The sequence below is a fragment of the Streptomyces sp. NPDC016640 genome (assembly GCF_043076215.1).
In the GTDB taxonomy this organism is placed as follows: domain Bacteria; phylum Actinomycetota; class Actinomycetes; order Streptomycetales; family Streptomycetaceae; genus Streptomyces.
In genome coordinates this window covers 267,559-280,622 of sequence record NZ_JBIBRG010000002.1, presented here as the reverse complement: position 1 = coordinate 280,622, position 13,064 = coordinate 267,559, and the positions used below count along the sequence as shown (strand labels likewise).

Here is a 13,064-nt window from a genome sequence, read left to right as displayed (position 1 = left end):
GACCCGGCCGGGGCGGCGGTGCCGCTACCGCGTGCGCGGCCACCAGCCGAAGCGCAGGCACAGCTTTCCGCCGAGCCAGTGCTCCACCCACCGGCCCAGATCCAGCGGCGAGCAGTCCTGCGGGGGCAGCGGCGCGGTGGGCGTGGCCGGTGCGGGGGTGGCGTCCGGGGTCGCCTCCGGGGTCGCCTCCGGGGTGGCCTCCGGGTCCGCGTCGTGGGTGCGGCCGAAGAGGGCGGACCGGTAGACGCGGGAGGAGTCCGGGTTGTCGTCGCACTGCCACACGCCGTGCGGACAGTAGTCGGTCAGCGTGTTGTAGAGCGGCCGGTGTTCCTCCATCCACGCGAGCATGCGCCGCATGTACTCGGGATTGTCGCCGTTGCGGAAGAGCCCCCATTCCGGATAGGAGACGGGCTTGCCGTGGGCCCTGGCGAAGTCCACGTGCGCCTGGAGCCCGTAGGGCTCCTTCACCTGCTCGTCGAACGACCGCCCGGCCGGCTGGTCGTAGGAGTCCATGCCGACGACGTCGACCGTGTCGTCCCCCGGGTAGCACTCCGTCCAGGGGACGGCGTCCCGGCCGCGGCTCGGCGTGAAGTCGAACCGGAACTTCTGGCCCGGCACCGCGCGCATGGCGGCGACGATCCGGTTCCAGTACTTCTTCCAGGACTCCGGGTCCGGCCCGCACCGGTGGGTGTAGGTGACGCCGTTCATCTCCCAGCCGAGCACCAGGACCGTGTCCGGCACCTTCAGCTCGACCAGCCGCTCGGCGAGGGCGCGGAAGTGGTGGTCGAACTCCCCTGCCGCGCCCCGGCGCAGCAGCCGCCGGACCTCGTCGTCGGAGACGCCCGCCTCGTTGCGCTCCTGCAGGGGGACGTTGAGGACGAGCATCCGGTCGTCCCGGGCGTTGCGCCAGTGCGCCCACGCCTCCAGGAACCGGATGTCGCCCTCGATGTCGCTCCAGCGGTTGCCGGGCAGGTAGGTGTGGCCGACGCGGAGTTCGGCGCCGCCCAGCCAGCGGCTGAGCTGCTCCATGCGGGCGACGCCCCGGGCGTCGGAGGCGAGGAAGGCGCCGAAGGCCGGAACCCCCCGGCCCGGCACCGGGACGGCCGGCGCGGTGCCGGCCGGGGCACCGGCCGACGGCGTGTCGACGGCCGGGACGGCGGGTCCGGCGGAGGCGGTGGGTCCGGCGGGGACGGTGGGCGTGGCCGCGGGCGCCGTCGGGGCCGGCACCGCGGGTCCCGCCTCATCGGCCGGCACCACCCCCGCCGCGGGACCGGCCGCCAGGGCGGCCGACGCGACGGCCGCCACCGCCCCCACGGCCATTCCGCGGGCCCGGACCCGCCTGTGCTGTGGGGCCATTGGCTGCTCCTCTTCTCGCTCTCGTCCGCGTGTGCCTGCGATCCCCGCTCTTGACGAACAGTCATATGAAGTCACGCACAGGAAATCCGACGGTGCCAACGTCACTGCGGCTTTCGAGTGCCGGGCTCCCCCGTGCGGGTGAGCCGATGCCAGAAGAAAGTGAGATTGCGTGTCGCTGCTCGACACCCGTGTCCCCGCCGTGCTGCTGCGGACCGACCGGAACCCCTTTCACCACGGAACGCTGGGGGCCGCGCGGTCGCTCGGCCGGGCCGGCGTGGAGGTGCACGTCGTCGCGGACTCCACGGGAAGTCCCGTGCGCCACTCGCGATATGTGCGCCGCATGCACGCTCCGCCGCGACCGGGAGCGTCCGCGGAGGAGATCCTCGCCGTGCTGCGCCGGGTCGCCGACCGGGTCGGACGTCCGGCCGTGCTGATCCCGATGGACGACGCCACCGCGATCGCCGCGGGACATCTGCGCGCGGCCCTCGCGCCCTCCTACCTGCTGCCCGCGATGCCGGCCACGCTGCCCGAACGCGTCGCCGACAAGGCCGCGCTGGCCGCCGTGTGCGCCTCGGCCGGGCTCCCGCACCCGACGACGCTGATCGCGGACAGCCCGGGACGGGCCGCCGACGACGCGCGACGGCTGGGACTGCCCCTGGTGGCGAAGTGGAGCCGGCCCTGGCTGCTGCCGCCCGGCAGCGGACTGCGCAGCACCCTGCTGGTGCACTCCGCGCAGCAGGCCCGGGAGCTGCACGCGCGGACCGCGGAGGCGGGCAGTGCGCTGCTGCTCCAGGAGTACCTGCCGCCGGGGGCGGACCGGGACTGGTTCTTCCACGGCTACGCCGACCGCTCGGGCGCCGTACGCGCGGGCGGTCCGGGCCGCAAGCAGCTCGCCTGGCCACGTGGCGCGGGGCTGACCGCGGTCGGCCGCTGGACCCCCAACCCGCAGGTGCGCGCGCTCGCCGAGCGGCTCACCGGCGAACTGGGCTACCGCGGCGTCTTCGACCTCGACTTCCGCCGCTGCGGCACGACGGGCCGCTACCACCTCCTCGACTTCAACCCGCGCCCCGGCGCCCAGTTCCGGCTGTTCGCGGACAGCGCGGGGCTGGACGTCGTACGCGCCCTGCACCTGGATCTGACCGGGCGTCCGCTGCCGGAGGGCGATCCGGTGGCCGGGCGGTCGTTCGTGGTGGAGAACTACGCGCCGTTCGCGGCGCTGCGCACGGCGCCCGGCGGACGCGAACTGGCCTGGTACGCCGGGGACGACCGCGTCCCCGGATGGGCGATGTGGGCCCTGTGGGCCCGTCATGTGTCCGGCCGGCTGCGGCAGCGGCTGGGCACGGCGGCCGCGCCGCCGGCGCCGCGCGCGATCCCCCGGGCGGCCACGCCCTTGCTGACCGACAACGAGAAAGCGAGCAGCTGATGATGTACGACCTCCTGGTGGTGGGCGCGGGTCCGTACGGTCTGTCGATCGCGTCCCACGCCGCGGCCGCCGGACTGGACCTGCGGGTGTTCGGCCGGCCCATGGCGTCCTGGCGGGACCACATGCCCGGCGGCATGTTCCTGAAGTCGGAGCCGTGGGCGTCCAACCTGTCCGACCCGGCCGGGCGCTGGCGCCTCGACGCGTACTGCGCCGAGCAGGGCCTGACGGCACGTCACGCGCACCCGATCCCGGTGGAGGCGTTCGCCTCCTACGGCCTGTGGTTCGCCCGGAACGCGGTGCCGGAGGTGGACGAGCGCACGGTGGCCCGGGTGGCGTCCGGGCCCGCCGGTTTCACGGCGGTCACCGAGGACGGGGAGGTGCTGCACGCGCGGACGGTGGCGCTGGCGGTCGGGGTGATGCCGTTCATCGAGGTGCCGCCGGTCCTGCGCGGGCTGCACCCGACGCTGGTGACGCACAGCAGCCACCACAGCGACCTCGGCCACTTCCAGGGCAAGGACGTCACGGTGGTCGGCGGCGGCCAGGCGGCCCTGGAGACGGCGGCGCTCCTCGCCGAACAGGGCACGCGGGTACGGGTGCTGGCGCGGGCGGAGCGGCTGCGGTGGAACGATGTGCCGCCGCCCTGGGAGCGTCCCTGGTGGCAGTCGGTCCGCTCGCCGCACAGCGGGCTGGGCCCCGGCTGGCGGAACTGGTTCTACTCCGAGCGCCCCGGGCTGTTCCGGCGGCTGCCGGAGGCGACCCGGTCGCGCGTCGCGGCCACGGCGCTGGGGCCGGCGGGCGCCTGGTGGGTGCGGGAGAGGGTGGAACGGGCGGTGGATCTGCTGCCGGGCCACGAGGTCACCGCGGCCGCCGCGGTGCCGGGCGGGCTGCGCCTCGACCTGACCGGCCGTGACGGGGAGCGGCGCTCCCTGGAGACCGAGCACGTCATCGCCGCGACCGGGTTCAAGGCGCACCGGGACCGGCTCGGCCTGCTCCCGGCCGAGCTGCGCGGGTCGCTGGCGGCGCTGCCGGACGGTTCCCCGGCGCTCGGCCGCAGCTTCGAGTCCTCGCACCCGGGGCTGTTCCTGGCGGGCCTGGTGGCCGCGTCCGGCTTCGGCCCGGCGATGCGCTTCGTGCACGGCGCCACGTTCACGGCGTCGACGCTGGTCCAGGGGGTGCGCCGGCGGCTCGGGGCGGCTCCGCTGCACGGGACGGTGCCCGTGCCGGGACGTCCGGGCGGCGGCAGCCGCAGCGGGGCGCCGTCACCGGTGAGCCGCTGAGCCTCCGGGGCCCGGTCCGGGGGGCACACGACGCGACGTCCCCCGGACCGGCCCCGTGGGGGCGGTCCGGGGGACGGATCCGGCGCCGGGCGGCGGCTAGCGGCGGGCGCCGAGACGGCCGCGGCGGTACAGCATCGCCCCGCCCGTGATCAGCACGGCACCGGCGGCCGAGGCGGAGATCAGGCCCTCGCTGCCGGTCTCGGCCAGGTGCGGCGGGTTGCCCGGCCTCTCCCGCTCCTCCTCGGCCGGCGGCTCCTCGTGGCCCGGCGCGGGAGGCGTCCTGACCTTGGCGGGCGGCTCCGGCGTCTCCTCGCCGGGCTCCTCCTTCCCGCCGTGGCCGGAGTCGTTGACGCAGAGGCTGTCGGACGCCTCGTTGAACACCGCGAGCACGTCGACGGTGTCGCCGCACGCGTTCACCGGCACGTGGAGCGGTACCTGCACGGTGTTACCGGAGAGCAGACCGGGCGAGCCCTGGGCGCCGCCCACCGCGTGCGCGCCACCGGAGTCGGCGTGCGAGGACTCCTCGTGCGCGTGCGGCGACCGGTCCTCGGACGTCGCGTCGTGGCCCGAGGTGTTGGCGCAGGTGCTGCCGGACGCCTCGTTCAGCGCCGCGGCCCCGTTGACGCCGTTGCCGCAGGCGTTGACCGGCACGTGGACCGGTGCCTGCACGTTGTTCCCGGACAGCACACCGGGCGAGTCCTGGGTGCCGCCCTCCGCGCGCGCGCCACCGGAGTCGCCGCGCGGGGACGACCCGCCCCCGTTGACGCAGGCGTTGTCGTAGGCACCGTTGAACGCACCGACCGCGGTGATGGTGTTGCCGCAGGCGTTGACCGGCACGTGGACCGGTGCCTGCACGTTGTTCCCGGACAGCACACCGGGAGAATCCTCGGCACCGCCCCCCGCGAACGAGTCGGCGAGGGCGGGGGTTCCGTACAGGGACAGAATGCCCGTGGCGGCTGCCGCCGCGAACACTCCCCTGCTCAGGGTCTGTCGCAATGTGGTTGTCTTCCTGCTTGAAGAATGGGAGTGGCCGGCCCCGGCTCGGGAAACGGCAACCGAGACCACGCGTTCTGCCCTTCCACGGCCGCATGGCCTACTTCTTCATCAACCCGACTCGGGGGAATCGGTTGCGCAGGTTCACCCGGTTGGACCGCACGGCGGGGGCGCGTCCGGGGCCGGGACACCACCGTCCCGCGCCGTCAGGACACCACGTCCTTGCGCACGAACCCGCGGAATGCCAGTGCGAACAGCACCAGTGCGTACGTCACGGAGACCGCCGCCCCCTGGATCATGCCGGACCACTCCGGGGTCGGCTGGATGGCGTCCGCCCAGGCGAACTGCCAGTGCGCGGGCAGGAAGTGCCGCCAGTCGCCGAGGGCGGTGACGGCGTCCAGCACATTGCCGACGATGGTCAGGCCCACCGCCCCGCCGACCGCGCCCAGCGGGGCGTCGGTGCGGGTGGACAGCCAGAACGCGAGCCCGGCGGTGACCAGCTGCGACACGAAGAGGTACGCCACGACCACCACGAGCCGCTGCGCCGCCGTGCCGGGGTCCAGCGCGCCGCCGGTGGGGATCTGCAGCGGGCCCCAGCCGTAGGCGGCCGTGCCGACGGCGAGCGCCACCAGCGGCAGCAGCAGCATCGCGGCGAGGCTGAGCCCCAGGCCGACGACCAGCTTGGACCACAGCAGCCGCATCCGGGGTACCGGCGCGGCGAGCAGATAGCGCAGGGAGGACCAGCCGGCCTCGGAGGCGACCGTGTCCCCGCAGAACAGGGCGACGGGGATGATCAGCAGGAAGCCGGCGGAGACGAACAGGTTCACGGCGGCGAAGTTGGCGCCGGACGCGGTGGCCGTGTCCATCAGGTTGATCCGGTCGCCGCGGCCGTCCGGCTCGCCGCCGATCGCGAAGGCGACCACCAGCACGAACGGCAGGACGGCGAGGATCGCGCCCATGACGAGGGTGCGCCGGCGCTTCAGCTGGCGGACCAGCTCCACCCCCGGGGGCAGCGTGCGGCCCGCGCGGTAGCCGGCGGCGACCTCGACGGGCGGGGTCGGCGCGACGGGCTCGTTCCGCTCGGTGAGCGTGCTCATGCGGAACCTCCGATCAGGGTGAGGAAGGCGTCTTCGAGGCGGCGGTGCGGGCCCACCGACGCCACGGGCACCTCCAGCCGGACCAGTTCGGCGACCAGGCGCGGGGCGGTGCCGCCGGCGTCGAGGCGGACCAGCAGGCCCTCGTCGGTGCGCACGGCCGAGGCGACGCCCGGCAGGGCGGCGATCTTCTCGGCGACCGGCTCGTCCACGGGGGTGCCGGTGCCGACGAGCAGGGTGTCGCCGGAGCCGATGATCTCGTGCACCGGACCGGTCCGGACGAGCCGGCCGCGGTCCATGACGACGAGGTGGGTGCAGGACTGCTCGACCTCCGCGAGCAGATGGCTGGAGACGATCACCGTGCGTCCGGCGGCGGCGTAGCGGATCATCACCTCGCGCATCTCGCGGATCTGCGGCGGGTCGAGGCCGTTGGTCGGTTCGTCGAGGATGAGCAGGTCCGGCAGGCCGAGCATGGCCTGGGCGATGGCCAGGCGCTGGCGCATGCCCTGGGAGTAGGTGCGCACCGCGCGGGCGAGGGCGTCGCCGAGCCCGGCGATCTCCAGGGCCTCGTCCAGGTGGGCGTCGCCGGGCGGGCGGCCGGTGGCCCGCCAGTACAGCTCGAGGTTCTCCCGGCCGGACAGGTGCGGCAGGAAGCCCGCGCCCTCGACGAAGGCGCCGACCCGGGACAGCACCGGGGCGCCGGGCCGGATGGCGTGGCCGAAGACGCGGATCTCGCCGCCGTCGGGCTTGATCAGGCCCATCAGCATGCGCAGGGTGGTGGTCTTGCCCGCGCCGTTGGGGCCGAGGAGGCCGAGGACCTGGCCCTTCTCGACGCGGAAGGACAGGTCCCGGACGGCGTACCGGTCCGCGGAACGGGCGTAGCGCTTGCTCAGGCCGGTGATCTGGAGCGGGACGTCGGCCAGTGCGGGGTCGGGGGCCGGGGCGGTGGTGCGGCGGCGGCCGGTCAGCAGCAGGGCGAGGGCGATCACGGCACCGGCGGCCGGCAGCCACACCACCCACGCGGGCAGCGGGGTGGCGGCGGTGGTCACGCCGGGTGCGGTGGGCACCGTCAGGTCGCTCTCCAGCGAGACGGTGTACGTCGCCGGGGCGACCGGGGAGGCGTAGCCGAGGTCGGTGGAGGCCAGGACGAGGCGCAGGCGGTGGCCCTTGCGGACCTCGTGGTCGACGGCCGGGAGGGTGAGCGTGACGTCCTTCCCGGCTCGGGCGTCCTCGACGCGGACCGGTGCGACCAGCTGGGAGGGCAGTACCTGCTGCCGGCCGTCCGGGCCGACGTCGTACACCTTGCCGAACAGGACGGCGGCGTCGGCGGTCGACTTCACGCGCACGGTGACGGCCGGCGATCCCGTGATCCGCAGATCGCTGCCGACCGGGGCCGACTCGAAGCGGGCGTGCTGGCCCGGGAAGTCCAGGGAGACGCCGAGGCCGAGCGAGGACAGCCGGCCGAGTCCGCCGGAGCCGCCGAGGCCGGGCAGGGCGGAGACGGCGGGCGGGCCGGCGCCGGCCGGGTTGGCGAAGCTCTGCTCGCGTCCGGTGAGGGGGAAGGACCGGCCGCCTCCGTCCAGGCCCGGGTAGGTGTCGGCGCTCGCGCCGCGCAGCAGGGCCCGGCCGTCGGTGGAGTCGACGCCTCCGGTGCGGGTGACGCGGAAGGCGGGGCCGGTGCCGGCGGCCTCGTCGTCCTTCAGGTACCGGTCGAACCAGTCCCGCGTGCGCTGCTGCACGCGGGCGGTCTCCAGGTCGCCGCCGTCGTGTCCGCCGGCGATCCAGTCGACGTCGACCGGGGCGCCGTTCGCCCGGATCGCCTTCGCGGCGGCGTCGGCCTGGCCGAGCGGGAAGAGGGAGTCGGACTGCCCCTGCACCAGGAGGGTGGGGACGTCGATGCGGTCGGCGACGGCGGACGGCGAGCGTTCCTCGAGCAGTTCGCGCGCCTCGGCGTCCGGGGTGCCCGACGTGGCGACCCGCTCGTACATCCGGCACAGCGTGGGTTCGAACTTCTGGCAGCCGCCGCCGGAGTTGACGAAGACGCCGGCCCACAGCTTCTTGAACACGCCGTTCGGGAACAGCGCGTCGGCGAGGTCGAAGTAGGTGATCGCCGGGGCGATGGCGTCGACCCGGTCGTCGTACCCGGCGGTGAGCAGGGCGACGGCACCGCCGTAGGAGGCGCCGGCCATGCCCACGCGCGGGTCGCCGGCCTCGTCGAGCTCGACCTCGGGCCGTCCGGCCAGCCAGTCGATCAGGCGGGAGACGTCGGCGACCTCGCCCTCGGGGTCGTTCAGCCCGATCCGCCCGTTCGACGTGCCGAAGCCGCGCGCGGACCAGGTCAGGACCGCGTATCCGTCGCGCGCGAGGTCCTCGGCCTGCTGCCGTACGTCGTCCTTGCTGCCGCCGAAGCCGTGCCCGAGCAGGACGGCGGGGCGGCGGCCGCCGGGGCCGGCGGTGAAGTACGAGGTGTCGATGCGCACACCGTCGCCCGTGGCCACGACGCGGTCGGCGCGGCGGACCGCGGGCGCGTCGTCCGAGGCGGCGGCGGTCCAGGTACCGGCGCCGGCGAGCACGACGACGGCGGCCGCGGCGGCCGTGATCCGTCGCGGTCGCCGTGACCGCAGCCACCGCGATCCGGGCAGTCGAAGATCCATGCGTCAACCGTACGGGGCGAACCTGCCGGGGAGATGCCGACCGGAGACCGAACCCGGGGGCCTCCCGGAGGCGTACCCCGGGCCTCCCGCGTACCGCGTCCGCGGTACGCGGTCGTACTCGTGCCCCGGCCAAGGCTTGGGGATGCCATCGGCTTCGGGGGCGGCAGCGCCCAGTTGCGTGCGTGGTCGTGGGCCGGTGGCATGTCCCGTCCGCGGAGAAGAATTGTCCTGGAGAACGCCTCTGCGGCAGCCGCTGATCTACCTAGGCTGTATCACAACGGCCGAACACCAGGAGGACGTCAGGATGCCCATGACCACACAGCTGCGCACGTACACGGTTCGTGACGGCATGCTCGATGAGTGGGCCGAGCGCTGGCGGCAGGAGATCGTGCCGCTGCGACTGAAGCTGGGCTTCACCATCGGCGGGGCGTGGGTGGAGCGGGAACGCAACCAGTTCGTGTGGCTGATCTCCTACGACGGTCCCGAGACCTTCCAGGAGCGCAACGCGCTGTACTGGTCGTCGCCCGAGCGCAAGGCGATGAACCTGAACCCGGACGACTACCTCGTCCACACCGACGACCGCACCGTCGAGCAGGTCTACTGATCACGGATGGCCGAGCGGCAGCATGTGGTGCCGCCGTTCCTCTTCCGTGAGCGTGCGGAACACCCGCGTCCGCGCGATCGCCTCCAGCCGGTCGTAGTCCGGCTCCGCGGGCCACACCCGGGCCGTCCCGTCGGCGGACCCGGTCAGCAGCTGCGTGCTGTCACGGGACCACGCCACCGAGGTCACCTTGTCCTGGTGGACGCCGACCACACCGACCTCCTCGAAGGTGGTCGCGGACCACATCCGTACGGTGCGGTCGTCGGCCCCGGTGGCGACGTACCTCCCGTCGGGCGACCATGCGACGGCACGGACCCGCCCCTCGTGCCCCTTCAGGATGTCGATGCGACGCCCCGTTGCCACGTCCCAGACGGCGGCCGTCCAGTCGCCCGAGGCCGTGGCGACGCGCGCCTCGTCCGGGGACCAGGCCGCATCCTCCACATAGTTGTCGTGTCCGCGCAGGACGGTGAGCTGTTGGCCGTCACTGGTGTCCCACAGCCGGCAGGTCCGGTCGTCGGAACAGCTGGCGAGCAGCCGCCCACTCGGTGACCAGGCCACGCGGCCCACCCAGTCCTGGTGTTCCGTGAGCTTCATCAGTTCGGTCCCGTCCTGCGCCGACAGGACGCGTACGGCGCCGTCGTGTCCGCCGGTTACGATCCGCCGGCCGTCCGGGGACCAGGCGCATCCTTCGACGACCTCCCCGCGCTGCTCGAAAAGTGTGCGGCCCGCCCCGTCCGCAATCCGGAAAAGCCCGTCGTTGGTGCTGATGGCGAGCCGGTCGCCGTGCGGCGAGCAGGCCACGCTCCACACACGGTCCTCCAGCCTCATCACGGGCCCGACGGGAGTGCCTGTCGTCGAGTCCCAGACCCGCACGCTGCCGTCGTCCGACGCCGTGACGACACGGTTGTCGTCGCCGGACCACGCGGCCTCGTTCACCGGGCCGTCGTGCCCATCGACGAGTGTGGTTTCGGCACCGCGCGGACGCAGGTCCCACACGATCCCGGTGCCGTCGGTCGAGCCGGTGGCGAGCTGCGTGCCGTTGGGAGACCAGGTCACTCCCCACACGGTGTCGGTGTGTCCGCGCAGCACCGCCAGGACTTTCGCGTCTTCGGCGTTGACGATGCGTACGGTCCGGTCGGAGGAGGCTGAGGCGAGCATCCGGCCGTCAGGGGACCAGGCCAGGTTCCACACGTAGTCGGTGTGCCCGCGCAACAACAGTCGGAGCGCGCCCGTATCCGCGTCCCAGATGCGGGCGGTGTGGTCTCCGGAGCCGGTCGCGATGCGGCGCCCGTCCGGGGACCAGGCGATGCCTTCGACGAAGTCCGTGTGCCCGGTCAGAGTCACGATGGCCGTCCCCGTTGCACGGTCCCACACGATCACCGTCTGGTCGTGAGCGGCGGAAGCGAGACGGCCGCTGTCCGGGGACCAGGCAACACCCCAGACGTCGTCGCCGTGCCCACGCAGTTCGTGCACGAGCCGGCCTGTCAGGGCCTCCCACACACGTACCACACGGTCCTTGAACGTGGCGGCGATGTGCAGCCCGTCGGGCGACCAGGCCACCTGCCGGCCGATGGCTCCGGCCCCGGTCAGCAGCTGTACGGGCTCGCCGGAGACGGCGTCCCAGATCCGTACGACATGGTCCCGGCCGGTGGTGGCCACCTGGGCCGAGTCGGGCGACCAGGCGACGGACTCGACCATCGCACCGTCGGACGGCAGGACGAGCACGGGCCGCCCCGACCGGGCGTCGTAGACACGGGCCGTACCGTCCCGGGACGCCGTTGCCAGCAGTCGTCCGTCCGGCGACCAGGCGATGTCGCGCACCGTGTCCGTGTGCCCGTCGAGCCGCACGCGTGGATGGCTGGCGGCCAGCGCCGCCATCAGGCCCCGTCGCGCTGAAGGCGTCGGTGTGCACTCGTCGAGCGCGGCCAGGGACAGCAGCAGGGATCGCTCGGGCTCGGTCTCCACGCTGCCGAGCACCTGCCGACCGATGCTGTCGGAGACGCGGCTCAGGAAGGCGAGGTCCCGGCGCTGCGAAGCCTCGACCAGCGCCCGGGCGGGCGCCGACGCCTGCCCGGCCTCGTCCAGGGCTCCGAGCCAGCGCCGGGCCACGGTGAGCCGTTCACCGGTGAGGAGATAGTCGGCGCTGTGCCCGGACCGCTCCCAGTCCTCGGCCCACCGCTCCAGCTCCGCACGCTCGCGCAGCCGCTCGGCCCGTGCCTCGACCTCCTGCCGCAGCGGCGCCCACTGCCGGAACAGGGCCTCGTGCGTCACCTGGGCGTACGGCTCCTGGCCGAGGGCCGCGTCCCCACGTACGTCGGACCGCAGCAGCCGGGCGTCGATGAACGCGTCCACCACGTGCCGCTCCCGGTCGGTGAGGTCCGACAGCGGCACGTGACGGCGGGCGACCTCCTGCCCCTCCACGGTGACGAACTTCAGCAGCACGCGGAGGACGAGGTCGATGGTGTCGCCCGTACCGAGACCGACCACGGTGTTGTCCGCCTGCCGCGCCAGCGCGCCCGGCACACCTCCGAGCCGCTGGTACAGCTCCTCGGTGACCGTTCCGCCGGGACCGGACGCGAAGTACAGCTCCTGGAGGAGGTAGGCGAGCAGCGGGAGGGCGTCATCGGTGCCCGTCTCGTTCACGATCGTGTCGACGACGCCGGGGGCGAAGGAGAGGCCCACCAGGGCACCGGGCGCCTCCACCGCCTCGGCAAGCTGCGCCCTGCTCAGGGTGCCGATCGCGACAGGGTGCCGGAAGAGTTCGGCATGACCGGTGCCGAGGAGTCTTCCCAGAAGATCCACGCGGAGCGTGGCCAGTACACGGACCGAGGGGTCCTGTTCCAGGCAGGTGCGCAGGGAATCGAGGAAGTGGGCTCGTTCCCGCTCGCCCCCGAGGGTGACGAGTTCCTCGAGCTGGTCGACGACGAGGAGTGTCCGCCGGAACCGTCCTCCGCGCAGCCGGGCCAGCTCGGTCCGCAGGGCGTCCGGCCCTTGGCGCAACCGCCGCAGTACGGCGCCGGCTGATTCACTCCCTCCGGCAGCGGCGGCGAGGGATGCGGCCAAGGCTCCGAAAGGATTCGGACCGGGGGAGAAGGGCGGGACGACAGTCCATCGGCTCTCTCGCAGCCGGGGCAGGACCCCGGCCCGCACGAGTGAGGACTTCCCGCTGCCGGACGCCCCGACGAGCAGAAGGAACCGGTCGGCGGGTTGCGTCGCAGTGGCGTGCAGCCTGCGTGTGAACTCGGCGGCCTGCGACTCACGGCCGAAGTAGACGGCCGCCTCGTCCTCGTCGTAGGCGTCCAGGCCCGGATACGGGACCCGATCACGCGGCCAGTCGGCTTGTGGCGGTGCAGGGTTCTCCAGCCGGTACACCACGACCTGCCCGACCACCATGGCCACCACCAGCAGCCCGATGGCCGGAACCGAGAATCGCTGGATGACCTGCAGCGCCCACGGCGCGTCGTCGGTGCTGGTGGCGTAGTTGGTGGTGATGCCGAGTAAGCAGGCAACCAGCGCCAGCATGACCTGGAGCAGCATCTGCATCCGGTTTCTCATCCGGCACCACTCACGACCGTGTCAACGCCCGCCGGCACGACCCGCCCCCCGATCTACCGGCCTCAGAGCCAGTGCCACATTCCCTCGGCCCTCACCATGGGCAGGAGGGCT

The 13,064-nt window shown here is 73.7% G+C and carries 8 protein-coding genes; 3 read left to right on the top strand and 5 right to left on the bottom strand.

Annotated elements, in window-relative coordinates; genetic code table 11:
* Nucleotides 1-24: 24 nt before the first annotated feature.
* Entirely contained in the window at nucleotides 25-1,356 is a 1,332-nt protein-coding gene (locus ACF07S_RS04875) for a glycoside hydrolase family 26 protein (protein WP_391973444.1), read from the bottom strand.
* Between the two features lie 169 nt (nucleotides 1,357-1,525).
* On the opposite strand from ACF07S_RS04875, the gene ACF07S_RS04870 reads away from it, so the two are divergent.
* Nucleotides 1,526-2,779 (top strand): ATP-grasp domain-containing protein, encoded by a 1,254-nt coding sequence (locus ACF07S_RS04870; RefSeq protein WP_391962252.1) that lies wholly within the window; start codon nucleotides 1,526-1,528, stop codon nucleotides 2,777-2,779.
* A gap of 2 nt (nucleotides 2,780-2,781) precedes the next feature.
* The gene (locus ACF07S_RS04865) at nucleotides 2,782-4,056 is read left to right on the top strand and encodes an NAD(P)-binding domain-containing protein (RefSeq protein ID WP_391973603.1); all 1,275 of its coding nucleotides are present in this window, start codon (nucleotides 2,782-2,784) and stop codon (nucleotides 4,054-4,056) included.
* Between the two features lie 96 nt (nucleotides 4,057-4,152).
* Here ACF07S_RS04865 and ACF07S_RS04860 read toward each other — a convergent pair whose 3' ends face one another.
* The 3 genes from ACF07S_RS04860 to ACF07S_RS04850 all read right to left on the bottom strand — a co-directional run bounded on the left by ACF07S_RS04860 (nucleotide 4,153) and on the right by ACF07S_RS04850 (nucleotide 8,797).
* The gene (locus ACF07S_RS04860; RefSeq protein WP_391973443.1) at nucleotides 4,153-5,052 is read right to left on the bottom strand and encodes a chaplin; all 900 of its coding nucleotides are present in this window, start codon (nucleotides 5,050-5,052) and stop codon (nucleotides 4,153-4,155) included.
* A 203-nt stretch (nucleotides 5,053-5,255) separates the two neighbouring features.
* Nucleotides 5,256-6,146, bottom strand: coding sequence for an ABC transporter permease (locus tag ACF07S_RS04855; RefSeq protein WP_391962254.1), 891 nt, complete (start codon nucleotides 6,144-6,146; stop codon nucleotides 5,256-5,258).
* The gene (locus ACF07S_RS04850; RefSeq protein WP_391973442.1) at nucleotides 6,143-8,797 is read right to left on the bottom strand and encodes an alpha/beta fold hydrolase; all 2,655 of its coding nucleotides are present in this window, start codon (nucleotides 8,795-8,797) and stop codon (nucleotides 6,143-6,145) included. The genes ACF07S_RS04855 and ACF07S_RS04850 overlap by 4 nt, the downstream gene beginning before the upstream one ends.
* A 304-nt stretch (nucleotides 8,798-9,101) precedes the next feature.
* Here ACF07S_RS04850 and ACF07S_RS04845 point away from each other — a divergent pair, with 304 nt between their 5' ends.
* Nucleotides 9,102-9,401 carry an NIPSNAP family protein gene (locus tag ACF07S_RS04845; RefSeq protein WP_391962256.1) on the top strand — a complete coding sequence of 100 codons (300 nt, stop codon included), beginning with the start codon at nucleotides 9,102-9,104 and terminating at the stop codon, nucleotides 9,399-9,401.
* Here the strand turns inward: ACF07S_RS04845 and ACF07S_RS04840 are convergent, their stop codons facing one another.
* Nucleotides 9,402-12,941 (bottom strand): AAA family ATPase, encoded by a 3,540-nt coding sequence (locus ACF07S_RS04840; protein WP_391962257.1) that lies wholly within the window; start codon nucleotides 12,939-12,941, stop codon nucleotides 9,402-9,404.
* Nucleotides 12,942-13,064 lie beyond the last annotated feature (123 nt).